The 25802-nt window shown below is 49.0% G+C and carries 22 protein-coding genes; 14 read left to right on the top strand and 8 right to left on the bottom strand.

Going from position 1 to position 25802, the window contains the following annotated elements:
* Positions 1–108 precede the first annotated feature (108 nt).
* Together MHN31_RS13305 and MHN31_RS13300 are read right to left on the bottom strand one after the other, a co-directional pair.
* On the bottom strand, positions 109–831 hold the full coding sequence (locus MHN31_RS13305; protein WP_138537381.1) for a glycerophosphodiester phosphodiesterase family protein: 723 nt from the start codon (positions 829–831) through the stop codon (positions 109–111).
* Positions 828–1691, bottom strand: coding sequence for a DMT family transporter (locus MHN31_RS13300; RefSeq protein WP_125558855.1), 864 nt, complete (start codon positions 1689–1691; stop codon positions 828–830). The genes MHN31_RS13305 and MHN31_RS13300 overlap by 4 nt, the downstream gene beginning before the upstream one ends.
* Positions 1692–1923: 232 nt before the next feature.
* Between MHN31_RS13300 and MHN31_RS13295 the strand changes: the two genes are divergently transcribed.
* From MHN31_RS13295 to rlmB, 3 genes are all read left to right on the top strand, one after another.
* The gene (locus MHN31_RS13295) at positions 1924–4104 is read left to right on the top strand and encodes an ATP-binding protein (protein ID WP_239444472.1); all 2181 of its coding nucleotides are present in this window, start codon (positions 1924–1926) and stop codon (positions 4102–4104) included.
* A 66-nt stretch (positions 4105–4170) separates the two neighbouring features.
* The gene (gene rnr, locus MHN31_RS13290) at positions 4171–6666 is read left to right on the top strand and encodes a ribonuclease R (protein WP_239444471.1); all 2496 of its coding nucleotides are present in this window, start codon (positions 4171–4173) and stop codon (positions 6664–6666) included.
* 2 nt (positions 6667–6668) lie between these two features.
* Positions 6669–7409, top strand: a complete 741-nt coding sequence (rlmB, locus tag MHN31_RS13285) for a 23S rRNA (guanosine(2251)-2'-O)-methyltransferase RlmB (RefSeq protein WP_239444470.1) — start codon at positions 6669–6671, stop codon at positions 7407–7409.
* Between the two features lie 34 nt (positions 7410–7443).
* Here the strand turns inward: rlmB and yjjG are convergent, their stop codons facing one another.
* The 3 genes from yjjG to MHN31_RS13270 all read right to left on the bottom strand — a co-directional run bounded on the left by yjjG (position 7444) and on the right by MHN31_RS13270 (position 9642).
* Positions 7444–8139 (bottom strand): pyrimidine 5'-nucleotidase, encoded by a 696-nt coding sequence (gene yjjG / locus MHN31_RS13280; protein ID WP_239444469.1) that lies wholly within the window; start codon positions 8137–8139, stop codon positions 7444–7446.
* Positions 8136–8669: an inosine/xanthosine triphosphatase gene (yjjX, locus tag MHN31_RS13275; protein WP_239444468.1), complete on the bottom strand. Its 534-nt coding sequence runs from the start codon at positions 8667–8669 to the stop codon at positions 8136–8138. The genes yjjG and yjjX overlap by 4 nt, the downstream gene beginning before the upstream one ends.
* A gap of 73 nt (positions 8670–8742) precedes the next feature.
* Positions 8743–9642, bottom strand: coding sequence for a phosphoribulokinase (locus MHN31_RS13270; protein ID WP_010383702.1), 900 nt, complete (start codon positions 9640–9642; stop codon positions 8743–8745).
* A gap of 170 nt (positions 9643–9812) precedes the next feature.
* Here MHN31_RS13270 and MHN31_RS13265 point away from each other — a divergent pair, with 170 nt between their 5' ends.
* The 9 genes from MHN31_RS13265 (at position 9813) to MHN31_RS13225 (ending at position 16863) form a co-directional block, all read left to right on the top strand.
* A complete protein-coding gene (locus MHN31_RS13265; protein ID WP_194867499.1) occupies positions 9813–10676 on the top strand; it encodes a hypothetical protein in 864 nt (287 codons plus the stop codon).
* Positions 10677–10761: 85 nt separating this feature from the next.
* Complete coding sequence (gene galE / locus MHN31_RS13260) at positions 10762–11778, top strand: UDP-glucose 4-epimerase GalE (protein ID WP_194867500.1); 1017 nt, start codon at positions 10762–10764, stop codon at positions 11776–11778.
* A gap of 208 nt (positions 11779–11986) precedes the next feature.
* On the top strand, positions 11987–13000 hold the full coding sequence (gene dusA / locus MHN31_RS13255; RefSeq protein WP_125558865.1) for a tRNA dihydrouridine(20/20a) synthase DusA: 1014 nt from the start codon (positions 11987–11989) through the stop codon (positions 12998–13000).
* Between the two features lie 174 nt (positions 13001–13174).
* Positions 13175–13840: a PspA/IM30 family protein gene (locus MHN31_RS13250; protein ID WP_125558867.1), complete on the top strand. Its 666-nt coding sequence runs from the start codon at positions 13175–13177 to the stop codon at positions 13838–13840.
* 59 nt (positions 13841–13899) lie between these two features.
* The gene (locus MHN31_RS13245; protein ID WP_125558869.1) at positions 13900–14106 is read left to right on the top strand and encodes a PspC domain-containing protein; all 207 of its coding nucleotides are present in this window, start codon (positions 13900–13902) and stop codon (positions 14104–14106) included.
* Positions 14107–14114: 8 nt separating this feature from the next.
* Complete coding sequence (locus tag MHN31_RS13240; protein ID WP_125558871.1) at positions 14115–14438, top strand: hypothetical protein; 324 nt, start codon at positions 14115–14117, stop codon at positions 14436–14438.
* 139 nt (positions 14439–14577) lie between these two features.
* Positions 14578–15090, top strand: coding sequence for a copper chaperone PCu(A)C (locus tag MHN31_RS13235; protein WP_125558873.1), 513 nt, complete (start codon positions 14578–14580; stop codon positions 15088–15090).
* An 8-nt stretch (positions 15091–15098) separates the two neighbouring features.
* Positions 15099–16097: a DUF2333 family protein gene (locus MHN31_RS13230; protein ID WP_125558875.1), complete on the top strand. Its 999-nt coding sequence runs from the start codon at positions 15099–15101 to the stop codon at positions 16095–16097.
* 4 nt (positions 16098–16101) lie between these two features.
* Entirely contained in the window at positions 16102–16863 is a 762-nt protein-coding gene (locus MHN31_RS13225) for a TIGR04219 family outer membrane beta-barrel protein (protein ID WP_125558877.1), read from the top strand.
* Positions 16864–16925: 62 nt separating this feature from the next.
* Here MHN31_RS13225 and MHN31_RS13220 read toward each other — a convergent pair whose 3' ends face one another.
* The gene (locus MHN31_RS13220) at positions 16926–17807 is read right to left on the bottom strand and encodes a TIGR03899 family protein (RefSeq protein ID WP_125558879.1); all 882 of its coding nucleotides are present in this window, start codon (positions 17805–17807) and stop codon (positions 16926–16928) included.
* Positions 17804–18334 carry a hypothetical protein gene (locus MHN31_RS13215; RefSeq protein WP_125558881.1) on the bottom strand — a complete coding sequence of 177 codons (531 nt, stop codon included), beginning with the start codon at positions 18332–18334 and terminating at the stop codon, positions 17804–17806. Before MHN31_RS13215 ends, MHN31_RS13220 begins: the two co-directional genes overlap by 4 nt.
* Before the next feature lie 184 nt (positions 18335–18518).
* Between MHN31_RS13215 and MHN31_RS13210 the strand changes: the two genes are divergently transcribed.
* The gene (locus MHN31_RS13210) at positions 18519–20705 is read left to right on the top strand and encodes an EAL domain-containing protein (RefSeq protein ID WP_194867501.1); all 2187 of its coding nucleotides are present in this window, start codon (positions 18519–18521) and stop codon (positions 20703–20705) included.
* A 63-nt stretch (positions 20706–20768) separates the two neighbouring features.
* Positions 20769–22958 carry a YgiQ family radical SAM protein gene (locus MHN31_RS13205; RefSeq protein ID WP_125558885.1) on the top strand — a complete coding sequence of 730 codons (2190 nt, stop codon included), beginning with the start codon at positions 20769–20771 and terminating at the stop codon, positions 22956–22958.
* Positions 22959–23002: 44 nt separating this feature from the next.
* Here the strand turns inward: MHN31_RS13205 and MHN31_RS13200 are convergent, their stop codons facing one another.
* Positions 23003–25762, bottom strand: coding sequence for a prolyl oligopeptidase family serine peptidase (locus tag MHN31_RS13200; protein ID WP_239444467.1), 2760 nt, complete (start codon positions 25760–25762; stop codon positions 23003–23005).
* Positions 25763–25802: the final 40 nt, after the last annotated feature.

Genomic DNA, 25802 nt, shown 5'->3' with positions numbered 1-25802 from the left:
ACTGTGCCGTTTAGCATACAGTATAGAGTAAACCTGGCAGGTGCAACTGTTTACAGGTTAAGCAATTTATTTTAGCAAGCGGCATAATCCAGCATATGGTCAGCTCTGTCAATCGACCTCAGATGTATGGTTGAGTTGTTGTTGCACGACCATTTTTGCGTAACAGGGGTAGTTACTGAATATGCCGTCTACGCCATAATCTAACATTAATTCAATGTCTTTTGCTTTATCGACAGTGTAAGCCAGGACTTTAAGGCCGCGTTGTTTGGCATCCTGAACAAATTCATGGTTAATGAAGTTTTTGTCCATATGGATGCTTTCAGCATGAAGTTGCTGGGCAAACTGGGCAAATGTAAGCGGAATAGAAGCGGTCAGTGCCCCGATCCTGACCCAGGGCAGCTTTTGCTTGAGCCATAACAACTGATGGTGATCAAAAGAGGACAAGAGCAGTTGATGGCGAGCTATCACCCCACGCTGTACATTGTCTTCTATGGTGGCAACAAACTTATCCAGGCTGAAGGTATGTTTGAGTTCCAGGTTAATAGTGGTTTGTTGGCCGATTGTATCCAGCACTTGTTGTAGTGTCGGTACGGGCTCGTTGTTACTGAGTCTTAACAGAGACAGCTGCTCACGACTGGTTTCGTTAACCTTGCCCCGGCCGTTGGTGGTGCGATCCAGCCAGGTATCATGAATGATGGCGTAATCATCCAGACAACTTTGCACATCGAGTTCTATGCCGTCGACGCCCACCTCCAGTGCAGCCTGAATGGCACTGAGAGAGTTTTCGGGGTAATTTCCACTGGCACCTCGGTGTGCAAAAACTTGGATCATAGCTTATTCCTTGTGATCGACCACGTCTCATAGCAGGCAGCACTGACTACCAGTATGCCTCCTGCCAGCGTGGAGAGTGTTATGGTTTCTGCCAACAGCATATAAGCCAACACGGTCGCATACAAGGGCTGTAAGCAAGAAATCAGCCCCGCGGTAGTGGCTGATAAGTAACGCAAACTGGACGCAAATAGCGCATGGGGGATTGCAGTAAAAATACACCCAGCCAGGACAATCAGGAACAGGTTTTCAGTACTTAAATCGGAGGGGGGCACTTCAACAAAGGCACATAGCATGAGGCTGGCAACCAGGGTCTGATAAAACATGGTGTGTGGCCCGCCGTAACTGGAAAAAAGTTTCTTCTGAAGTAAATTTCTAAGTGCAAAGAGTGCCCCGGAAAACACTCCGGTTGCTATGCCCAAAGTGATTTGATTACCTGGATCGCTGCCCGGCACCAGTAAATAAATACCACACATTACCACCGCCGCTGTAAAGATATCTTTGCGTTTAATGTTACCTTTGAAAAAAAGGGGCTCAAGCAGCACAGTGATCACCGGATATGTAAAAAAGGCAATGACCCCGACAGCTATCCCGGCCATTTGCATCGCAGCAAAGTAAGTCACCCAATGTAGCCCGACACAGACACCCAACAGTACGACAATGGCGTAGTCTTTGGTTTCCCTGAGTTTGAATACACTGCCTTTAAACTTGAGAATGCACGCCAGAGTGATAAAGGCGATGGCGGTGCGATACACAGTGATGTCCAGTGCAGAAAGAGAGATTAACTTGGAAAATAACGCGGTACCACCAAACAGCAGCACTGCCAGATGCAAATTAATGAGGGAGGATTGTTCGGGACGCATAGCGAACTCGGTAAGTTTTTCATCAGCTTATCATGTTAGGCGGTTGTCGCTAAAGCCTTATGACAGCCGAAAAGATGATCCGATACGTTGGATCGGCTTGCTTTAGTGTGATTTTTTAAGAGTAAAGGGTGAGGTGTAATCCCGTGTAATGTTAGATGGATTAGATTTTGCTTCCGGCTAGCATAAAATTAATACTATACTAGTAGTTCTTTACGACGATGTTTGATGCGGTATGGGCGATCCGAAACAACTTTTACAGATCCTGGCTTTGACGTCATGCGTGTGTGCGCTGTTTATGCTGGTTAACTGGTTTATTCATCGCCGTTTGCTGGGAACCCGTTTATGGGCCAGCTTTTCAGTCTGTACTGCATTTGGTTGCATCTTCATCGCCTCATTTTCTTTGTCCGTGACCTGGACCATTTTTGTCTCAAATTGTCTGATCTTTATTGGCTTATATTGTTTGAGTCGCGGCAGTGAACAGTTTTTCTCAGTCCCCCGGTTGAGCTGGCCCTGGTGGCTACTGGCAGGGATCTTTTTTCCGGGCTACGTGTATTACACATACCTTGACGCTAATTTTATCGCCAGGGTGATTTTAAATTACATGGGCTGGGCGCTGAGCATGATTCTGTGCCTGCGCGCTTTGTGGTTGGGTCAAAGGCGTCAGTGGCAAAGTTTTTCGCCAGCACACTGGGCATTTGCACTGGCCTGTGTCTGTCTGTTTATCGTGTTTACGGTGCGTTTATTGATGCTCCATCATTACACGCAGCATGACAGCCTGATTACCAATAACTGGGTAAATCAGTTTTTCTCCGTGTCCGTTATCGTTATGCCTCTGATTTTGTGTTTTTCCTTGTGCTTACTGTGCAGCGGGCGACGTGAACAGGAATTACATGAATTGCGCCATCGCGCAGAACTTGCTGCGCAGCACAAAGAGCGCTCTTTGACGTTACTCAGCCACGAACTCAGAACGCCCTTAAACGCCATCGTTGGTCATGCGGAGTTACTTAAACGGGTACCCAGGGAACCGCAGCAGCATGGGCAGTTTTGTGATGTGATTATTGCCACCGCCATGTCGATGTCGGATCTGGCAAATCAAATTTTGCTGCAGGCGCGGGGGGCTGTGCCCAATACCATAGTGGAGCCAGTCAATCTCGCGACACACCTGAAGGAGCAGATCCGCTTTTTTAGGCCTCTGGCGGAGAAAAAACACCTGAAACTAACCCTGACAATACAAGGCGTTGATGCCAATCTGCTGGTCATGATAGACAAAGACCCCTTCACTTTGGTGATTAAAAACCTGCTTTCTAATGCCATTAAGTATACGGAACACGGCTCGGTTGAGCTGATCGTTTTTGGTTACGCCCTGAGTGCCAATCGTCATCAACTGCGGGTTGCCGTGAAAGATACAGGCATAGGACTGAGTCGCGCTCAGCAACAACAGGTCTTTGAACCTTTTGTCACATTTGGTGCGCCGCGCGCTATTGCTGATAGCGCCGGAGTGGGCCTGGCCTTGTGCAAGCAGCTACTGGAAAACATGGGGGTCGATCTGGAAGTGCAAAGTGAGCCTGGGCAGGGGAGTGAATTTTTCTTTGAAATGCAGGTTAACTCGCAACTCGGGGAGCAACCAGACACTTTCGATAGTAAGCCAACGACACTCGGAGATATGTCTGTACTCGTCATTGAGGACAATCTCCTGAACCGGGAAGTAGTGCGTGGTTATCTCGACAATTTAGGGCTGGATTATCAACTGGCGGAAACCCTGGCGGATGCGGAGCAGCTACTATTGCAAGCTCAGTTTGATGTGGTGCTGTTAGACATGCATTTATCGGATGGCCATGGCTTAGAATGGTATCAAACACGCTTTACGGATCTTGCTCTGACGCACTCGCCTGTTGTGATGGCGCTGACTGGCGATGTAGATCAGCAAGCGCGGCAGGCTTATCAGCAAGCCGGAATTTTCGACTGCCTGGAAAAGCCGTTGCGTGTCACTGCATTAAGACAGGCGCTGGAGCGTATTGTAAAACAGAATAGCAGCGGTCTGGAAGCAACGGAGGCTGCTTACGTAGATTTGACCTTTGTCGAGCGTCAGTTGAGTGAATCTTCTGTGCGCGCTGAGTTTGCCTCACGGCTCGTATATTTGAGCGATCGTCTGGATTATGAGTTTGCTCAGCTTCGTGGACTGGCTGATATTCAGTCCGATGATTCATTGCGAGAAAAGCTTTTACAACTGGAGCACGAAGTAGAGCAGTTGGGGTTATATGCATTGCGCCAGGCATTGCATCAGACTCGCCGTCGTGCCGCACAGGAGCGGGATATTGACTGGTCTGCATTGCATCAATTTGCCAAGCAAAGTGCCTCGGCACTGCAATCTTGTCATCAACGTATGAATGCCAGAGTGCTTGAAAAAGCGTAAGGTTAGGTGGGCCATTGGCTGGATTTGCGTTAGAATACAGGTATAACTTCTCTACATACTCAGTGAATGTCTAAACAGGATCCTTATCTCAGCCGAGAACAAGAAAAATACGATAACCCGGTGCCCAGCCGTGAGTTCATTCTTGACCATATTCAAAAAAGCAATAACAAAACCAATTTCAATCAGCTTTGTCAGGACCTTAAAGTCTTCGAAGATGAACGACAAATTGCCTTTAAACGGCGCCTCAGAGCCATGGAGCGTGATGGTCAGCTGTTTTTCAACAAGTTCAAATGTTACGTGATCCCAACGGATGATGGCCTGGTCAAAGGTCGGGTAATTGGACATCGTGATGGCTTTGGCTTTTTGGAGGTGGAAGGCGAAGCTAAAGACTGGTTTATCACTAAGTATCAGATGGACAGAGTATTGCACGGTGATTGGGTGCTGGCGAAAGCAGGTTCCCGAGGCTCAGGTGGTAAAGTGGATGCACGCATTGTGCGGGTGCTCGAAAAAGAACGTGCACCGATAGTCGGGCGCTTCTTTGTCGAACATGGCATGGCGGTAGTCGTACCTGAAGATCCACGCCTGACGCAGGACATTATTGTGCTGCCGGGCAGCGAAAATGGTGCCCGTCATAACCAGATGGTTCAGGTTCAGATCACCCAAAGCCCCAGCAAGCAAATGAATGCGGTGGGTAAGGTGACCGAAGTACTGGGTGACCATATGGCGCCGGGTATGGAGATTGAGGTCGCGTTACGAAACCACGAAATCCCTTATGAGTGGCCGCAGGCGGTGCTTGATCAGGTCGCAGAGCACGGGGAATTTGTCGCCGAGCCGGATAAACTTGGCCGGGTTGATTTACGCGATCTGCCACTGCTCACCATCGACGGGGAAGACGCCCGAGATTTCGATGATGCGGTTTACTGTGAACGCAAAAAGTCAGGTGGCTGGCGTTTATGGGTCGCTATTGCCGATGTATCGCACTATGTGTCTAAAGGCAGTGCACTGGATAAAGAAGCCATCTCTCGGGGGAATTCAGTGTACTTCCCTGAGCAAGTGGTGCCTATGCTGCCCAAAGTCCTGTCGAATGGCTTATGTTCTTTGAACCCGCAAGTGGACCGTCTCTGTATGGTGGCCGAAATGACGGTGTCCGAAGCCGGCCGTTTGTCAGGTTACCGTTTTTACGAAGCAGTAATGAATTCTCACGCACGTCTGACGTACACTAAGGTTCATGCGATGTTGCAGGGCGATGAAGTCTTGCGCGAGCAATATAGCGCGCTGTACCCACACATTAGCGAGTTACACCAGATGTATATGGCCCTGAAGTCTGAGCGTCAGGCGCGTGGTGCCATCGAGTTCGAAACCCTGGAGACGCGTTTTGTCTTCAACGCACATCGTAAAATTGAGTCCATCGTACCTGTGGTGCGTAATGATGCCCATAAACTGATCGAAGAGTGTATGATCCTAGCCAATGTGTCGGCGGCACGGTTGCTGGAAAAACACGAAGCCAGTGCGCTGTTCCGGGTCCATGATCAGCCTGATCCGGAAAAGCTCAGCCAGTTCAGGTTATTCTTGCAAGACTTAGGGATCGAAAGCACCCTGGGCCATGAGCCAACGCCTTTGGAGATCACTGAAGCCCTGGCTGGCCTGGGCGAGCGCCCGGAACTGGAGCTGATCCAGACCATGCTATTACGCTCGATGAAACAGGCTGTATATCAACCGGATAACATTGGTCACTATGGTCTTGCGCTGAAGGCGTATGCACACTTCACCTCGCCCATTCGACGTTATCCGGATCTGGTGGTGCATCGCGCGATTAAAGGGATCCTGGCGGAGCAGGGACAACAAGTGTCCGGTGCTTATGTGTATGAAAGTGATGAAGCGGATCAGCTCGGTGAGCAATGTTCAATGACAGAACGTCGCGCCGATGATGCGACTCGTGAGGTAGCGGACTGGCTCAAGTGTGAGTTTATGCAAGATCACGTGGGTGATGAGTTCACTGGCGTGATTTCATCGGTCACCAATTTTGGTTTGTTTGTTAGGCTCGATGAGTTACAAATCGATGGCATGATCCATGTCAGTAACCTGGGTCACGAATATTTCCATTTTGATGGCGCGAAACACTGCCTGATTGGGGAGCACAGCCGGAGTGTCTTTAGACTCGGTGATAAGCTGAGTGTGGTCGTCAACTCCGTGAGTCTGGATGAACGACGTATTAATCTGGCGCTGGCCGAAGAGGCGGTGCCAGACCGGTATGCCAGACGGCGTCGTAAAGCGGCGACAGAGAATGCCGGAAAAAGTGTGCGTGCGCAGTTGAAAGACGGCAAGATCCCGAGCAAAGATAAAAAAGACAGCAAAGCAGACAAAGACGCAAGACCCGCTAAAAGCGACGGCAAAAAACCGAAAAAGGCTAAGAAGACCACACCTAAAGGAAAGGCTAAAAAAGCCAAACAAGCTGATACTTTGACCGGTAAGAAGAAAACCAAGAAAAGTGCCAGCAAAACTAAGGCAAAGCGTCCTGGTAAAAACGCGCGTAAAAGAAACAAATCGAGTGCGGGAGCATAACTTTGAGTAATGAATTAATTTTTGGTTTCCATTCTATTGAAGCCATTCTATCCACCACCCCTGAGCGCTTTTTAGAGATCTATGCTCTTAAGGGACGAGACGACAAACGTCTTAATGCGGTCGTCAATGAAGCACGCAAGTTTGGTATTTCTGTGCAATTTATGCAGCGGAAAGCGTTGGATAATAAAGCCAATGGTGAGCAGCATCAGGGGATCATTGCCAATGTAAAAGCTGCCCGTGTACTCAATGAGCGCGACCTGGATGAGATCTTAGCCAGAGAATCGACGCCGTTCTTTTTAGTCCTTGATGGTGTGACAGATCCACATAATCTCGGTGCCTGTTTGCGCAGTGCCGATGCCGCTGGTGCGCACGCACTGATTGTACCCAAAGATAAGTCTGCCAAGCTAAATGGCACGGCCCGCAAAGTGGCGTGTGGCGCAGCGGAAACCGTACCGTTGATCCAGGTGACGAATCTGGCCCGCACGCTCAGGGATATCAAAGAAGTGGGTGTCTGGGTAGTTGGAACCGCAGGTGAGACAGACACTGAATTGTTTGATGCCAGTCTTACCGGTCCTATTGCTGTGGTAATGGGTGCTGAAGGCGATGGCATGCGCCGTCTGACCCGCGAGCACTGTGATGTGCTGGTAAAAATTCCGATGGTTGGTACTGTATCCAGTCTCAACGTGTCTGTGGCCACCGGGATCTGTTTGTTTGAGGTGTTGCGTCAGCGCAATGCGCAATAACCTTCTGGCTATGCATTGAGTGAAAAAGGCAAGCTTAGCTTGCCTTTTTTGTTTCCGGGTCCAGCAATAGCGCCTGTAGCTGCGCCAGGCTATCAACGACGTAAGTGGGTGTGATCTCCGGCGGGCACTTAGCGCCTGGGTGGCGTAACCAGCAACTGTCGATGCCAAAGCGATTGGCTCCCAGTACATCACTGGCAGGGGTATCCCCGACCATTAGCACCCGAGACTTATCAGGCGTTCCCAGCAGTGATAAAGCATGCTCGAATACGCTCGGATCGGGTTTGGCCACCCCCACCTGTTCAGAAATTACGATGCTGTGAAAGTAGTCTTTAAACCCGGTATGGGCCAGACGTTTCTCTTGTAAGGCAGTAAACCCGTTGGTGATGATAGCCAGCGTTGCTTTGCCTTGCAGGGCATGCAGCAGATCAGCGGCACCAGGCAGCGGATTACACAATTCTGCCATGGCATCAAGAAAGCCCAAATTGAGGGTTTCAGCGGATACATTCAAACGTTCAGCCCAGAACTGAAAGCGTGTTACTTGCAGGGTTTTGGCATCTATTTCGCCGTTCTGATACTGCACCCACAAAGGCTTGTTGACGCGCTGGTATTCGGCGTTATCGGCTTCGCTAAACGTGACATCATAACGTGCGAAGAGGGCCTTAAGGCCCAGAAAGGCGTTGAAACTGAACAGGGTTTCATCGGCATCAAATAGAATATGGGAGTATTTCATGAATATAGCTCTACGTGGTTAAAGGGGGCCATCGCCAGCAACAGAGCCTGGGTGTAGGCACTTTCCCGGGTTGCCAGATGATTGGTCAGCAACCCAATTGCGCCCCCTTTTTGTTTAATGTTGTTGGTATCGAACATGCGGTCCATGACATGACCTAATTCTTCTCCTACCAGCAGCGCATCATAAATACGTTGTGGTAGTGGTAGGTTAGCACTGCGGCCAATGCTCTCAGTCTGGCCATTGGATATGACGACAAAGGCAAACGTGGCAGGACCATAGGAAAACTGATGGGCACCGCCTTCCATTGCACAATAGTAATCGGCGGCGTGCTGGTCAATCAGGTATTGCACACGATTTTGGGCACCCAGCAGCGTATCGGCTTCCCCCAGTGGCTGATCGGCAACCCCGCTTGGCGCGGATAAGCCTTCACACTGAATATCGTGTTGTGGAAAATACTGCGTGAATATCTGCCTTGCGGCATTGATTTTAACTGGGTTCTTAGACCCGACAAGTATCTTAATAACTGCCATTTGCGATGCCCTGAAAAATCGCTAGTGTAACGACCCCATGAAAAGCCCGCAAGCGGTGAAGTGTAAGCCGTCGTTAAACGGGTAAGTCCAGCGGGACAATCTGCTCCAGAGCTCGTTTTTTTGTAAGTAAGTCTTTGATCAGTGGAGTTAATACCAGCTCCATGGCCAGGCCCATTTTACCGCCAGGCACGACCAGGGTGTTAACGCGAGACATAAAGCTGCCCTGGATCATCTGCAGGTAATAGGGGAAGTCGACATCTTTGATATCCCTGAAACGGATCACTACGAAGCTCTCATCCAGCGAGGGGATGTCTTTGGCACTAAAGGGGTTAGAAGTATCAACGGTAGGGACGCGTTGAAAATTAATATGGGTACGTGAAAACTGGGGCGTAATATGGTTAATGTAATCATCCATACTGCGCACGATTGAGGTCATAACGGCCTCACGAGAATGACCTCTTTCGTGCGTATCGCGGATCAGTTTTTGGATCCACTCCAGGTTAATAATCGGCACCATGCCAATCAGCAGGTCGACATGATGGGCGACATCATGTTCTTCGGTCACTATGCCGCCATGCAGGCCTTCATAAAACAGCATATCACTATTGCTATCGAGTTCCTGGTAAGGCGTAAAGGTGCCGGGTAGCTGGTTATACGGTACGGCATCATCAAAGGTATGCAAATAGCGCCGGACCTGGCCGGTTCCGGTCTGACCATAAGTCGCAAATAACGCTTCTAGCGCGGCAAAGTCATTGGCCTCCTGGCCAAAGTAGCTCAGGTGTTTACCTTCTTGCAGGGCTTCGCGTTTGAGCTTGTCCATTTCAGGGCGGGTATAACGATGAAAGCTATCACCTTCGACGATCTCAGCTTTGGCGTCCAGGCTGCGAAAAATGTGCTTTATCGCGGCCGTGGTGGTTGTGGTGCCGGCACCGGAACTTCCCGTGATCGCGATGATTGGATGCTTTGCAGACATTTTGTCCCCTTACCTGGCTCAGACGGACTGAGCGTAACTTCCGATTAACACCTTTCGATGTTACTCGATAAGGGAAAATTCGCAAGGCATTTCGCGGTGAGTTGCATTGTGATGATTGAGTTCCTGCTGTCGCTCGGTATGATAGCTGAAAAAACAAGGAATATAACACAATGACACTGTTGCAAAAGATCATCGCCACTGGGTTACTATGGGGCATTATGGGGACACTCAAGGCGATGCCGGCCTCGCAGTTGTGGTTGGCTGAAGAGCAATCCGGCTCATTGTCGGTGAAGCCAATCAGCGCGGCTGATGGTTATCACAACCAGCCTTTGGTTGTCGACAATGGAGTGTATTTTACCCAACAGGTAAAGAGCCCGAACGGGGGCCAGACCGACCTGTTTTTTTACGATTTTGCCACGCATGAGGCTCGAAACCTGACCAATACGCCGGTGTCGGAATACTCGCCCACGATATATCCCTTTGACGATGGCCTCTCTGCTGTGGTCGTCGAAGCCGATGGTTCGCAAAAGCTATGGTTTTATCCATTTTCGGAGACACAATCACCACGGCGTGTGTTTGAGCACATTGCTCCGGTCGGTTATCACGCTTGGGGTAGGGATGAGCAACTGGTCATGTTTATTCTTGGTGAGCCGCACACTTTACAATTCACCGATTTAAAAGGGCATTTACCCAAATTGGTCGCCAGCGATATCGGTCGCACACTGGCCTATAATGCTACGCGGAATCTATATAGTTTTACTTATACTTCACAAGGTCAGCAATGGTTTGCCAGCTTCGATGCACAAACTCAGGCGGTGACACCGCATTTTGCATTACCAAGTAGCGTACATTATTACACTTGGTTTGATGACAATACGATTGCCTATGCCATTGCCGGTCGTATATATACCCGACATCTGGATAACCCTGATAAGGTCTTGCTTTGGCGAAATTTGTCAGCCTATTGCCCTGGAACGATTTCACGCTTGAGCAAGCAAGGAGCGCGATTGGTATTTGTGTGTGACCAGGCATAGCTAGGGTCGCCATCGAGTGCAAAACACTGACACACTGGTTGGGATCAATTACAATGGACACAGATATATTTTTAGGAAAATTACTATGACCGTCTTAGTTACCGGTGGTGCCGGGTATATTGGTTCGCATACCGTGCTGGAGTTGCTTAGTGAAGGCAAGGAAGTGATTGTTGTCGATAACTTATGTAATTCCTCCCAGCAGTCTTTGCAGCGTGTAGAGGCATTAACTGGGCGTACCGCGACGTTTTACCAGGGCGATATTTGTGACAAAGCATTTCTCGACCGAGTTTTTGCACAGCACCAGATAAAGCAGGTGATCCACTTTGCGGGATTAAAGGCGGTAGGTGAGTCGGTGCAGAAGCCGGTTGAATATTACCAAAATAATGTCCAGGGAACGTTAACCTTGCTGGATGCGATGCGCGATGCTGGCGTATTTCAGTTGGTATTTAGTTCTTCTGCGACAGTGTATGGCGATCCGGCCAGCTTACCTATTCGTGAAGATTTCCCGGTGGGAGGGACGACTAACCCGTATGGTACCTCTAAGCTGATGGTGGAGATGATCCTACAAGATTTAGCTAAGTCAGATACTCGCTGGGCATTTGCGATTTTGCGTTATTTCAACCCAGTAGGAGCGCATATATCTGGTCAGATAGGGGAAGATCCCAATGGTATTCCGAACAACCTGTTGCCTTATATTGCACAGGTTGCGGTGGGTAAGTTAGACACGCTGGGTGTTTTTGGGAATGACTATGACACACACGATGGTACGGGGATCCGTGATTACATTCATGTTGTAGACCTTGCCATTGGTCATCTCAAAGCGTTGGACAAGATTGCTGCTCAGGTAGGGACGCATATTTTTAATCTGGGTACAGGTAATGGTTATTCGGTGCTCGACATGGTTAAAGCGTTTGAAAAAGCGGCAGGTAAACCCGTGAATTATGAAATTAAACCGCGTCGTGATGGCGACATCGCGGCCTGTTATGCGGCACCTGAAAAAGCGTTTAACGAGCTGGGTTGGCGAGCTGAGCGCGGCATTGATGAAATGATGCAGGACACCTGGCGCTGGCAAAGCCAAAACCCGCACGGATATAAAGGGTAACCCTCAAAAAGCGGCCTGTTTTGGCCGCTTCTCCCTTCAAGGCATCATCGCTGGATGAAACTCCCCGCAACAGCGTGTATAATTCTCGGCTTATCTATTTTGATGACCACAAGCTGCGCCTTACTTGCAGAACATGGGCTGGGATGTGGTTCGGTTATTGACGCTGGTAGCGGTTTGGAACCGCTCAATCGGGCGTTTCAGAGGTAGTATGACAAATACAGATAATTCAGGCACAAGCGCAGTAAATACAGGCGATTCAGCATTTCGTCGCTTTTCCGTTGCACCCATGTTGGATTGGACGGATCGCCATTGCCGGACCTTTCATCGTAAGCTAACTAAGCATGCGGTACTGTATACCGAAATGATCACCACTGGTGCCATCATCTTTGGTAAAGGCGATTATTTGCACTTTGGTGAGCACGAAATGCCAGTGGCACTGCAACTGGGTGGATCTGATCCCAAAGCCTTAGCTGAATGTGCTAAGCGTGCTGAGCAATACGGCTATAATGAAGTGAACCTCAATGTGGGTTGTCCATCAGACAGAGTACAAAATGGTCGCTTTGGCGCCTGTTTGATGGCAGAGCCTGAGCTGGTGGCTGAGTGTGTTGCTGCAATGAAGAGTGAAGTCTCCATACCGGTTACGGTGAAAACCCGGATTGGTATTGATGAGCAGGATTCGTATGAGTTTTTGACTCGCCTGATCGACGCCTCAAAAGCAGCGGGCTGTGATGACTTTATTATTCATGCTCGTAAAGCCTGGCTACAGGGTTTAAGTCCTAAGGAAAATCGTGAGATTCCGCCCCTCGATTATCCGCGCGTGTACAAACTTAAGCAGGATTATTCGGATCTGCACATCAGTATCAATGGCGGCGTTAAAACCATTGAAGAATGTCAGCACCATCTGGCACATCTGGATGGCGTGATGATAGGCCGTGAAGCCTACAGCAACCCGTTTATGCTCGCTGAAGTTGACTGTGCTCTGTATGGCGCTGCAGCGTTTACCCAGACCCGTCATCAGGTGGTCCGCAGTATGTATGACTATATTGAAGCAGAGATGTCGAAGGGGGCTAACTTTTGGCATATTGCCCGCCATATGCTGGGGATTTTCCAGAACCAACCTGGGGCACGCGGCTTCCGCCGTCACTTGTCGGAAAATGGCCATGGTAAAAGCGCCGATATCAGTGTCATGGAAAAAGCGCTGACCTTTGTTCCGGAACTATAGTTCTTGTTTTGGTCAAAAAAGCTAATTATGCGCTTTTTTGACCAACCTCTCTTTCTTACTTCTCTTCCCACCTTTTCAATTTTTTAGCTAAGCTTTTGATTTGTTTGTCATTGAGAATTTTGGCATAAACCTTGGACTAAGTTAATCAACATTAGCTTATTCAAGGAGCCTGTCATGGCCTTAATCGATCGAATTGAAGATTTAATCAAAGCCGAGTTCAATGCGTTGCTCGACAAAGCAGATGATCCCAAGAAAAATCAGCGTCAGATACTGACTGAGCTGGAAGAGGCACTGACAGAGTGTCGCAGTACTGTGGTACAGGTGATCTGTGAACAAAAAGCGTTGGTGCGCCGAGAGCAAGCGGTGAATAAAAAAGCTGAACAGTGGCAGCAGCAGGCTGAGTATGCCTTGCAAAAAGACCGCGAAGATTTGGCCCGGGCTGCACTGATGGAAAAACAAGCATGTCAGCAGGCGCTGCAACAAATTGAAGAGGAGGCAGCACAGCTGCAACAGGTCTACGACAAATTAGAGCAAGATGCACAATCGCTGAGTAATAAACTAGCCCAATTGCGACAAAAAGAGGCGCAGCTGGCTCGCCGGGAGCACACTGCCACCACTCAGCTGAAAGCGCGCAGTGTGGCTGGTCAACAGTCGATAGCGGCAGCCCTCACCCGCTTTGAGCATTTGGAGCGTAAGGTTGAACGGGTAGAAGCTGAGGTAGACAGTTATGAACTGGTCAGTAACGAGCAAGCACAGTGGCAGGCACTGGAAACCCTCGCTCGAGAAGAGCAGGTGGACAAGGCATTGGCTGAATTGAAACAAAGAAATCAACCGGCTTAGGCATTTGCAACACAGGTAACTGAAGCGTACCCGGTGTAGCAGCAATGAGGAGAACTCTGATGACAGAACATGATACTTATTACAATACAACACGCTCGCAACCACCTCGTAAAAAACTGGGTGGGGTATGTAGCAAGCTGGCAAACAGACTGGATATGCCAACCTGGTTGGTTCGCCTAATCACAGTGTTGTTGGCATTAAAAGCACCTGTGTTAGTTGCGATGGCGTACTTTATCGCCTGGATAATGCTGTCGGAGCGTACTTAGGGGGCATTATGAAAGCGGCATTGATCTTATTGATTGGCTTGGTTGTGTTATCGGCGTTTTCCTGGGTGTCCTCTCCCTTGGCCTGGTTTAGTGTGCCAGAGGTCATTTTGGATGTGAGTTGGGTCGGGATTGAAATGCTTAGCCTGTTTGTCGCGATGATCGCCGTTTTTGCCTTACTGGCATTGCTGAGCATAGGATTGTTTGGCGTGATATTAGTTGTGCTCATTGGGCTAGTGTTAGCATTACTATTTAACTCGGTGCTGATTGCCATTCCGCTATTGTTTCTGGTTGCAATAGGCTGGTTGGTGAGCGATAAGCAGGCGCTATGTTAAGGCGTCTGGCCAGAGGTGCTGTATTAAGGTGTAGCACCTTTGCGAGTGCGTGCGGCTGTAAAGAAATGGTGATGAAAGCGCGTTAAACTAGGGGCAATGTGGTATAGTAAACGGACTATACTCAACAAGGAAAGCGCTTATGATCAAAAATTTAGCCTTTTTTATGCTGTGTTCATTGCCTTGGATGTCACAGGCACATCCGGACCACACGCATGGCGAATCTCATCACCATGCGCACGCCGAACAGGGCGTAGTGCAACTGACGCACGCAACACTGCGTGACTTTTTGCCCGCGGCCAGCTCTACTGCCGGTTACTTCACACTTGCCAATAACAGCCAACAAGCGGTGACACTAGTCAAAGCTGAAATTGAAGGGCTTGGGCGAGTGGAGGTCCACGAACACGCACATGTTAATGGCATGATGCGCATGCAAAAGATAGAAAAACTGGAGATTGCGCCTAACAGTCAAGTTGAGTTTAAGCCCGGTGGCTATCACCTGATGGCATTTGAGCCGACCAAACCATTAAAAGTAGGCGAAAATCGTAAACTTACACTATATTTTGCTGATGGCAATCGCGTCTATGGCTTGATTGAAGTGGTGTCGCTTAAAGCGCAGATGCATAACGCGAAAAATGGACATCAGCATCACTAGGAGTATTGATGGATCACAACACACACAATCACATGGGTAAGATTTGGGCTGGCCTGGTCGCAGTATTGCTGCTGGGGTATGGCCTCGCAATTTACTGGAGTGTTGAGCCCGACCAGTTCGATGTGGTCGGCAGTGCTAAACGTCATGCTGAGCAATCAAATACCCAGCTCGTGACGGGCTATGTGACGACCCATACTTTAATCACAGTATCGCAAACTTTACTCGATAAACCCGGTGGTTATTTGTCTAATGACGTACTACCACCCAGTGTGATGATGGATAACATGCCGGCATGGGAATATGGTGCGCTTGAGATGGTGCGCGATATGGCCTTGTCTATGCGCAAAGATTTTAGTCGCTCTCAGTCGCAATCGACTGAACATCCCAGCCTGAAAAAAGCCCAGCCACAATTTAACATTAGTTCCACGGCGTGGTTATGGCCCAGTGCAGAAGGGGAGTATCGTACTGGTATTGCTCACCTTAATGATTACCTGCTACAAATTTCCAACCCGGCCGATCAAACTAGTCAGTTTTATGCCCGTGCGGATAATCTCAGAGGCTGGCTAAAAGAAGCGGAAAAACGGATGGGGAGTTTAAGCCAACGATTGAGTGCCAGTGTCGGTCAGGATAGGCTGAACACCGATCTGGCAGGTGACAGTGCTGCTAATCAGGCAACCTATGCGGCGAATCACCATGAAGTGAAAACATCATGGTGGAAGATTGATGATGTATTTTATGAATCTCGCGGTGCCACCTGGGCCCTGTTACACTTTTTAAGAGCGGTAGAATACGACTTTGCGGATGTGCTCGAGAAGAAAAATGCAAAAGTGAGCCTGCAACAGATTATTCGGGAACTTGAAGCCACACAGGAGACCGTGTGGAGCCCGATGATTTTAAATGGTAGTGGTTTTGGATTGGTAGCCAATCACTCACTGGTGATGGCGAACTATATTTCCCGAGCCAATGCGGCTCTTATTGAACTCAGTGAACTTTTAGCGCAAGGATAAATAAATGAAAAAGTACTGTTTAGCGGCAGCCTTATCTCTGGCCTGCCTCGCACCTGCAGCACAAGCAGACACTCTGTTAGGTCTGTACCTAGGTGGTGAAGCGTGGGGCGCAGAGCCTGAAGGTAGCTTTGCGAACAAGGGTAATCAGCAAGACTTTGACTTTTCTGATAAAAACTTCTCAAGCTTCTACGCCGCGCTTGAGCACCCGGTACCACTCGTCCCGAACGTTAAGCTCAAATATACCGAGTTACAACTAGATGGTTCTGCGGTACTAAATGAAACCTTCGACTTCGGTGATAAAAGCTTCACCGTGGGCGGTACGGTAAATACCGTGGGTGATTTAGACCACATGGATTACATCTTGTATTACGAGCTGTTTGATAACGATTTGATTTCGTTCGACTTTGGTTTAAATGCTAAGCATTTTGATGGCGAGATCAGCGTAACGGGTTTTGCCAATGGTGAAACCACTACAGAGACTGTCGACTTTTCAGGTTTTATCCCACTGGGTTATCTGAGAGGGGAAGTGGGTTTGCCACTGACCGGGTTGAGTGTGTTTGCTGAAGGCAGCTTGCTGGCAATTGATGACAGTAAGATCCAGGACTTCCAGATTGGGGTCGCCTGGGAGTTCATCGATAATATGGCTGTCGATGTAGCAGTTCGTGCGGGTTATCGCTCTATGGTCGTCGAATTGGATGACGTTGATGACATCACTACAGATATCGATGCATCAGGTCCATTTGCCGGCTTGCAGGTGCACTTCTAACTAGACCGTTAAACAGGAATGTATCAAGGGGCTGTTTGTTGCTTTGATACATTCCCCATTCTTCAGGTACCCCAGGTCAGGGTAAACTCCTCTTCCAGAGCTTTTGAAAGTAATTGCCTGTAGGTCTTATTGACAGGTGTATTGATCAGCTTTTTCAGCTCATCGCCAGTTTGCGTCAGTTTGTAATAACTCAGCACCAGATCGTTGCTGTTGGCTTCGATGGCAAGGTGTTTACCCTGATAGGCGAGCGTCAGCGACTGGCCCTTTTGCAGGTTGGCAGATTCAATCTCTTGTCGATAAATGAGGTTAATGTCCATTAGCGTCAGAATATGAGGAAAGCTCAACCCTGCCTGAGCCAGATTCAGTGATTCTTTTGTGCCTTTTCGAAGTAAATCAAACAGCGAAGGCTTTTTATAAAAGCCCAGTAAAATTAAATAACTGTCTTCTTTCTCAAGGTAGCCACATAAGGAGGCGCACCGCTGCAGGGCATCCGCTTCCTTCTGTGTCATCTGTTTCAATGTTTGCAAGCTTTTGATTGAAAAGGTGCCCGGTGCGATTGACTCGCCAACCAGGATTTTCGCCCAGAGTTTCTGCATGGCACTATTGGCAATATCTTCTGCCAGGGCAATAAAATGCTCCAGCCAATCGGGGTCCGGACGCCCCCGGCTGGTAACATCCGGGCACAAGGTTAGTGACATCCCCATAATGGACTCGATATTGCGTTGTTGTGCAATACGCTGCAATTGATTGCGTTTCAGTGCGCGTTTGAGCACCCCATGTTCACTGCGGACAATAAATTGATTTTGATTGGGGTTAGGCGTTTGCGCAAAGCGTCGGTCTTCGGATTGAATCGCAGCTTTGGGCTGTTTGATCATGGCATATCCCAGTTTCTCTTCGATAAGAAGGGCTAAACTGGAACGGGCCTGGGCATTTTTTATTGTCATACCGCTCCTTGTGCGCGCAGTTTTAACTGGCTGATCAGCTGGTTCATCATTAATTTGAGTTGTTGTTCTGTATAATAGGCCGCAAAACGCGCATAGAGTCCTCCGATTAACGGAGTGTGGTTCTCACCTTGGGCGCTGAGCTGCAGCTCCAATATATCGGCTTGTGGCTTGAGTAATAGCTCGATATGTGCGACATGCTCAGCATTGAATCTGAGTTGTACCGTTACGTGCTGTTGGCTCAGGCTCAGCACTGTGACTTCTGCCAGCCCCCAGGGGTGTTGCAATTCACCATACCCTCCGACCTGGCTGGCGTTAGTCAGAAAGAGCAGCTGTAAATCGGCTTGCGGCGTCAATAATCCTTGCCAGTGGTTGGCATCTAAATAGGTTTTTACCGTTTGCAGGTCATTGATGGTGATCCGTTGTGTTGTCTGCGCCCGGTAGTCAGAGGGAAGTAAAGCGGTGACCACAACCAGGCCGAATATCAAAACAATGCTGAACGTGAATGTCCGAAAAATTGTTGCTGTCATAACCTGCATAGAGCCGCTATATTATTTAGTTAACGAGCACAAGTTGTTGAACATCGACTATAATATTACTTGAGTGTTAACGGGTATGGATCTTGATAGTAAAAACCTATCATAATTTAAAAGATAACACATAGGCAAATATGCCATGTGCGCAGAAACTAAGTAGTTGAACATAAGGTTGATGATGGCGTCAGAACAAGAAGAGTTTTTGTTTGCGGATCAAGACTCAACGCATGACTCACAAGAAACGGTCAGCGCGTATTGGGATGTACTGGTTGTGGACGACGATCCGGAGATCCATTCGGTCACAAAACTGGCTTTATCCGGCGTAGAGTTCTGGGGGCGCGCGCTCAAATTTCATCATGCTTATTCGGGCAAAGAAGCACTTGAGGTTTTGTCACAGCATCCCGAAATTTGCATCTTGTTACTCGATGTCGTGATGGAAAGTGATGATGCGGGTCTGTCGGTGGTAAAGAAAGTGCGTGATGAGTTCGGTAACTACGCCGTGCGAATTATTTTGCGTACAGGGCAACCGGGCTATGCCCCCGAAGAAAAAGTCATTCGTGAATACGACATCAATGACTACAAAATGAAAACCGAGCTGACCCGTGGGAAGCTGGTTACCTCTTTATTGACGGCCATTCGGTCCTATCAACAAATCTGCGAGCTCGAACAACAAAGTGTGGCATTGACCAATATTCTGGAGGCATCTCATGCGATCCTGGGCCACACGGATATGCCCTCTTTTGGTCTGTCTGTGGTCAACCAGTTGGCTAAGATCCTGGGCTCAGAGCCACATGGTCTGGTGGCTGGTGCGATAGAGAAAGACGCAAAGGTGCTGGTCTTCGGCGGTACACAACCTTATTTAGCACACATTGGCCAGGGGCTGGAGCAGATAGATAACGGCAGAGTGATCATGCAAGTACAAAACTGCTTTGATATGGATGCACATCAGCAAACCGATCACGATGTGACCTTTTTACTGCAAGGTAAAAATCGCCGTGCCGCTATTTATCTTGAACTGGCAGAGCCACCCAATGCGGCGCAGATGCAGTTTGCAGAAATCTTTTTAACCAATGTCAGTGTGGGCCTCGATAATATTAAGCTGATCAATGAACTGCGCGATGTTGCCTATAAAGATGCGCTGACCCGTCTGCCGAACCGGGCAAACTTTGTCGATCAGATAGCCCAGTATTATAAACCAGAGCAAGATCAGCTGGTATTCGTGTTGATTGATATTGCGCAGTTTTCGGATATCAACAATGGCTTAGGCCAGGAAGTGGGCAATTTGCTGCTATTGGCTGTTAAAGAGCGCTTGCAGCAGGAATGCCCACAGGGAGAATTATTGTCGCGTATTGGTGCTGATGTATTTGGGGTACTGTTACCCAAGCAAAGTTTCGACGAAACCCTGTTTTTAGACGCGCTCACTGTGCCCTACCAGGTTGGTGAGCATGTACTGACAATGCATTTTCATATTGGCGTATGTTGTCAAATTGACTTTTCACCACAAGGCCTGGAAACCTTGAAACTGGCCTATATTGCTCTGAACCAGGCAAAGCAAGGGCGCCAAACGCTCAACTGGTATAGCTCTGATCTGGAAGAAAAAATGGCCTGGCGATTAGGTTTGATCCGCCAGCTTCGACAAGATTTTGAACAAAGAAAACTAGAGGTCTGGTATCAACCTCAGTTGTGTTTACAAACCATGACGGTAATTGGGTGTGAGGCCTTATTGAGGTGGCCCACCGGCAAGGGGGATTACATTTCGCCTGCGGTATTTGTGCCCTTGGCAGAAGATGCCGGGCTGATTGTCGAAATTGGCCAGTGGGTGCTGGAGCAGGCATGTATGATGCAGAAGCAGCTGAGTTCACTGGGGCATGATATCAGTGTGGCCGTCAATGTCTCTGTGCCGCAGTTTAAGGTCTCCAATTATGCACAGCAGGTTAAACAAACCATTCTGGATCATGATGTTGAGCCACAAAAAATTGAGCTTGAAGTCACGGAAAGCGTGGTGATGGATGAAATTAATACTGTGGTACATACTTTGAGTGAGCTGAAGTCCTTTGGGGTGGAAGTCGCTATTGATGATTTTGGCACTGGCTTCTCTTCGTTGAGTTATTTACAAAAGCTGCCACTTGCCAGACTTAAAATTGATCGGGCATTTGTGAAAGGGATCCCGCACGAAGACTCAGGCGCAATTGCCGAGCTGGTGATCTCCTTAGGCCGCCATTTGGGCCTTAAAACCATTGCTGAGGGTGTGGAAACGCAAGAACAAGCCGATATTTTGCGTGCATTGGGATGTAATGAAGTACAAGGGTTTTTCTTTGCCAGACCTATGGCTGAAGCCGATTTACTGGCGTATTTGAAAAGCTAGTACTGGGAAGCCATGGTGCTTTTTAGTATAATCCGCTTCTTTTTTCAGCATTGAGCCGTCATCATGAATGCGTTACAGGCCGAGCGCCCGCTTTTTTCTTACCCCAAGTACTGGGCCGAATGTTATGGTCCAGCCCCGTTTCTTCCTACCAGCCGCGCCGAGATGGATGCGCTGGGCTGGGATAGCTGCGATATCATCATAGTGACCGGTGATGCCTATGTGGATCACCCTAGTTTTGGTATGGCAGTGATAGGCCGGGTGTTAGAAGCACAGGGCTTTCGTGTCGGGATCATCGCGCAGCCAGACTGGTCCAGCAAAGACGCCTTTATGAGTCTGGGCAAACCGAACCTGTTCTTTGGTGTGACCGCGGGCAACATGGACTCGATGATAAACCGCTATACAGCGGAAAAGCGCATTCGTCACGATGATGCTTACACGCCGGGCAATGTCGGTGGTAAACGTCCGGATCGTGCTGTTGTGGTATACAGTCAACGCTGTCGCGAGGCCTACAAAGACGTACCTTTGGTGATTGGGGGGATTGAAGCCAGTTTGCGTCGGATTGCACACTATGATTATTGGCAGGAAAAAGTGCGCCGCAGTATCATCTTTGATGCCAAAGCAGACTTACTGATCTACGGCAATGCCGAGCGCCCGTTGGTTGAGGTGGCGCATCGTATCGCGAATGGAGAATCGATTGACACCATACAGGATGTGCGCGGCACCGCGGTGATCCGTAAGGAGCCGTTGCCTGAGTGGCGTGGTAGCGACTCAACGGCAATCGATAAAATAGGCAAAATTGATCCTATCCCAAACCCTTACGGCGCTGATGATGTTGGTTGTAGTAAGTCAGAATTTGTACAGGCTGAAAAAGCGCAGGATGCAGCTCAGGCTCAACCTATTATGGTGCAACCTCCCCGCCTGAAACCCTGGGAAAAAGTCTACGTTAAGTTGCCTGCTTATGAGCAGGTGAGTGTCAATAAACCGCTATATGCACATGCATCCAGGATTTTGCACCAGGAAACCAATCCGGGTTGTGCCCGGGCCTTGTTCCAGCGTCATGGCGATCGCAGTGTATGGGTCAACCCTCCTGCTTATCCGCTTGAAACGGACGAAATGGATGAGGTCTTTGGTTTGCCATATCAGCGCATTCCTCACCCAAGCTACGGGGAAGAAAAGATCCCGGCCTACGACATGATCAAAACATCGGTGAACATCATGCGCGGGTGTTTTGGTGGGTGTAGTTTCTGCTCTATTACTGAGCATGAAGGGCGTATTATTCAGAGCCGATCTGAGCAGTCAATCATTGATGAAATTGAGCAGATCCGCGATAAAGTGCCTGGATTTACCGGCGTGATTTCAGATTTGGGTGGCCCGACGGCCAACATGTATAAGTTGCGCTGTAAGAGTAAAAAGGCGGAAAGCACCTGCCGTCGGCTGTCGTGTGTGTATCCGGATATCTGTAAGCACATGGACACAGATCATACTCCGACCATAGAACTATATCGCAAGGCACGTGACGTTGAAGGGGTGAAAAAGATCCTCATCGCCTCGGGTGTGCGTTACGACCTGGCCATTGAAGATCCGCGTTATGTCAAAGAGCTGGTAACCCACCATGTTGGCGGTTATTTAAAAATTGCGCCTGAGCACACTGAGCAGGGACCTTTGTCTAAAATGATGAAGCCTGGCATGGGCACCTATGACAAGTTCAAAGAGTTATTTGATAAATACTCTAAAGAAGCGGGTAAAAAGCAGTATCTGATCCCTTATTTTATCTCAGCACACCCGGGCACCAAAGATGAAGACATGGTCAACATGGCGCTATGGCTAAAAGCCCATGACTTTAAATTGGATCAGGTGCAAAACTTCTATCCGTCACCGATGGCAAATGCAACCACCATCTATCATACCGAGATGAACTCGTTGCGTAACATCAAAAACAACAAAGAAGTGGTGGCTGTGCCTAAAGGGGCGAAGCAACGCCGTCTGCATAAAGCCATTCTGCGTTACCACGATCCGGCTGGCTGGCCGATGATCCGCGAGGCCCTGAAGAAAATGGGCAAGGCGAATCTCATTGGTCGCGGGCCACAGTGCTTGGTACCTGAGGCCGGTCGCAGCGAAGGCAAAGGGAGTACCCGACGCAAACCGGGCACGAAAGCGCTGACGCGCCACAGCGGCTTTGGTCAGTTTAATCAGGCCAATACCAAGCCCAGAGTGGGCAAGAACAAGCCCTCAGGCCGCGCAGCAAAACGCTAGCGCCTAAAGTAAAGAAAAAGCCGCTATGTAGCGGCTTTTTTAATTTAATCACTGCTCTCTTTGCGATAAGGGATCCCTGACTTGATCCAGTTGGCAGCAGGTTTACCCATCAGGTAGTGATCAAAGTAGTCTTTCATGCGAACAGAGTAGTCCACCTGATTCGGGAATTGTTTCAGGTGGTGCGGCTCGCCTTCGTACTGTAAGAAGATAGCATCTTTGTTGTGACGGCGCAGTGCAAGATAGTATTGGATCCCCTCCTGCCATGGTACTGCGCCATCTTTGTCACCAAACATCAACAGAATGGGTGTGTTAACCCTGTCAGCATAGAACACCGGCGAGTTTTCAATATACAGCTCAGGTGCTTCGGTCAGTGTCTTGCCGATGCGGCTTTGCCCGGTTTCATACTGGAACTGACGTGCCAGACCTGATTTCAGACGAATGCCACTGTAGGCTGAGGTCATATTCGACACCGGCGCACCGGACACCACGGCTTTAAACATATCCGTTTGAGTGACGGCAAAGGCGCTTTGGTAGCCTGCCCAGGAGTGTCCCTGAAGGCCAATTTTATCTGGATCGGCAATCCCTAAATCAATGAGCTTTTGCGCCGCGTTCACTAAGGTTTGGGTGGATGAGCGGCCCGGATAACCAATTTCGAAGCGAATGTCAGGCAGGAAGATGGCATAGCCGTTAGAGGTAAACATCGGCAAGTTAGGCCTGTGATTTAGTACCATATGTGGGAAGTCGTACATACGCTGACTCATATAACGGTAGAAGTAGAAGACTACCGGTACTTTTTTACCTGGCTGATAGTCCGCAGGCTTGATCAGCACCCCTTGCAAGGGCTCGCCATTATAACCCTGATACTGTACCAGTTCCGGCTTTTGCCCCCACGCGAAGGTGCTGAGCTGAGGATTCAGGTTGGTGATTTGATGACGCTGACTAAAGGTACTGTTGGTTTGCCACAGATCCGGAAATTCATGGTAACTCTGTCTGGTAAACAGCAGCGTATCCGTTTGTTTGGCTTTTTCTAGTAAGCTGTATTTTGCTTCACCTGAAGTCAGGGTGGTTAGTTTGCCTGTGGCCAAGTTGAGCCTGGCAATGTGTGTTTGTTTGTTGGCAAGGCTATGTGCCGACAGGTAGACCTGTTCATCAGCAGCGAAGCCGACAAAGTCTTTATCCAGTTTGATCACCCGGTATTGTGTCTGGGTTTCCTTGCCTCGTGTCAGACGTTTTGCCTGAGCCGTTTTGCTATCAAAGGCCCAGATATCGAATTTACTGTAGGCATACAGTGTACTGCCATCTCGTTGCCAGCCTGCAAATCCGTATCCTGGATTGGGTTCTGGATAGTCGTGACGGTCATCTGCAAACAGTGCGTCGCGAACGGCCTTGCTAATGGCGGTTTCTTTTTGTGCATGCAGATCTTTAAGCCAAAGCTGATCATTCAGGAAATAGGCTGCGTGCTGACCGGTTGGCGATAGCGTCGGACGATTCGAGGTCTCTTTGACGATAAAGCTGCGTGCACCAGTGGCAACCTGTACGGCATAATAATCCGCATAGAAGCCTTTATACATGATCTGTTTCAGGTATGGCTGATCATTGCTGGCCAGCAGGAAGTCGGCTTCAGGATTTAAGGTAATATCACGGGCTGTTTCATCACTTAGCTGGGCAACACGCTGGCTTCCCAGGTGATAAACTGCCTGATAGTTGCGTTCCCGGTTAGTTTCCTCCCAGGTATTAATCTCCCGGGGTTTAATCTGGGCATCCTCATTATGCCAGACCTTCAGGCCTGATTGAGCCATAATAGTATCAAGGTCGGTCAGTGATGCCTGATCCTGATATTTTTTCTCGTCAGGTTTTGTGGAAAGTAACGGGCGGTTCTCAAAATAGAGCCGCTCTCCTTGCTCTGACCAGCTTAATGCGGCAGATTTTGCACTATACCAGCCCTGCGGCTGAGGCACTTGTGTGAAGCGATCTACTTTGGCATCCCATAGCCGCACTTGATAAGCACGGCGGCGTGTATCGTCATTGACATAATTGCCTTCGGTAAAGGCCACCAGTGATGAGTAGGGGTGCCAGGCGATCGCGGACAAAGTGATGCCTGGCTCTTCTATTAATACGCTGGCCTGTGCCCGACTCAAATCAAAATACTGAATTTGGTTATCAGCACCGTCTTCGCTATGCTGGCTCATGAGTACGCCATATTCCGCGGGGCTCAAGGCATAGCGGCCAACCTGCTCAAACTGATACTGCTGCTGTGAGGTTAAATCCACAATCACCAGAGGATAGGTTTTGTCTTTCTTGTCTGCCGGGATCGCACTGTCGGTGTTTTTCTCTGCTTTATCTGATTTATCGGCTTCCACATCCTGTCGATAGGCCAGCCAGCGGCCATCGTCGCTCAGTTGATAGTCTTTAACAGCGTCAAAAGTGCGTTGTTCACCACTGTGCGTATTGACCAGCACCAGCGCGCGCTTAAGCTTTTTACGCGCTTTTTTGTCTGTGGTTTCTGACGTCAGCAGGCTTGGAACTTGAGTGAAAGCAGCCCAGTTGCCCGCACGATTGAGGCGGGCTTTGGTGCCGCGTTCGACACTGGCAATTAATTTCTTGCTACTGAGGTCATACACCTGTCCTGTGCTGTCTCCCCGATAGGGTTGCGCGCTTAGTGCGACAAATCGCCCGTCTTCTGACAAGACCCGGCCCTGGGCGTATTTAAAGTCAAATACATCATTGAATTCCAGGCTGGGTTTGGCTGCGAGGCTGGTTGCTGAAAACAGGGCGGCCGTGAGTAAAGATTTGGCAAACGTCATAATATGATTCTTGTTCGATAGGAATTGTAACTTTGTAACA

This window comes from Pseudoalteromonas sp. McH1-42, assembly GCF_022347845.1.
In the GTDB taxonomy this organism is placed as follows: Bacteria; Pseudomonadota; Gammaproteobacteria; order Enterobacterales; family Alteromonadaceae; genus Pseudoalteromonas; species Pseudoalteromonas rubra_D.
Note: the sequence above shows the minus strand (reverse complement) of the source record. Positions and strands in the feature narration are given on the sequence as shown.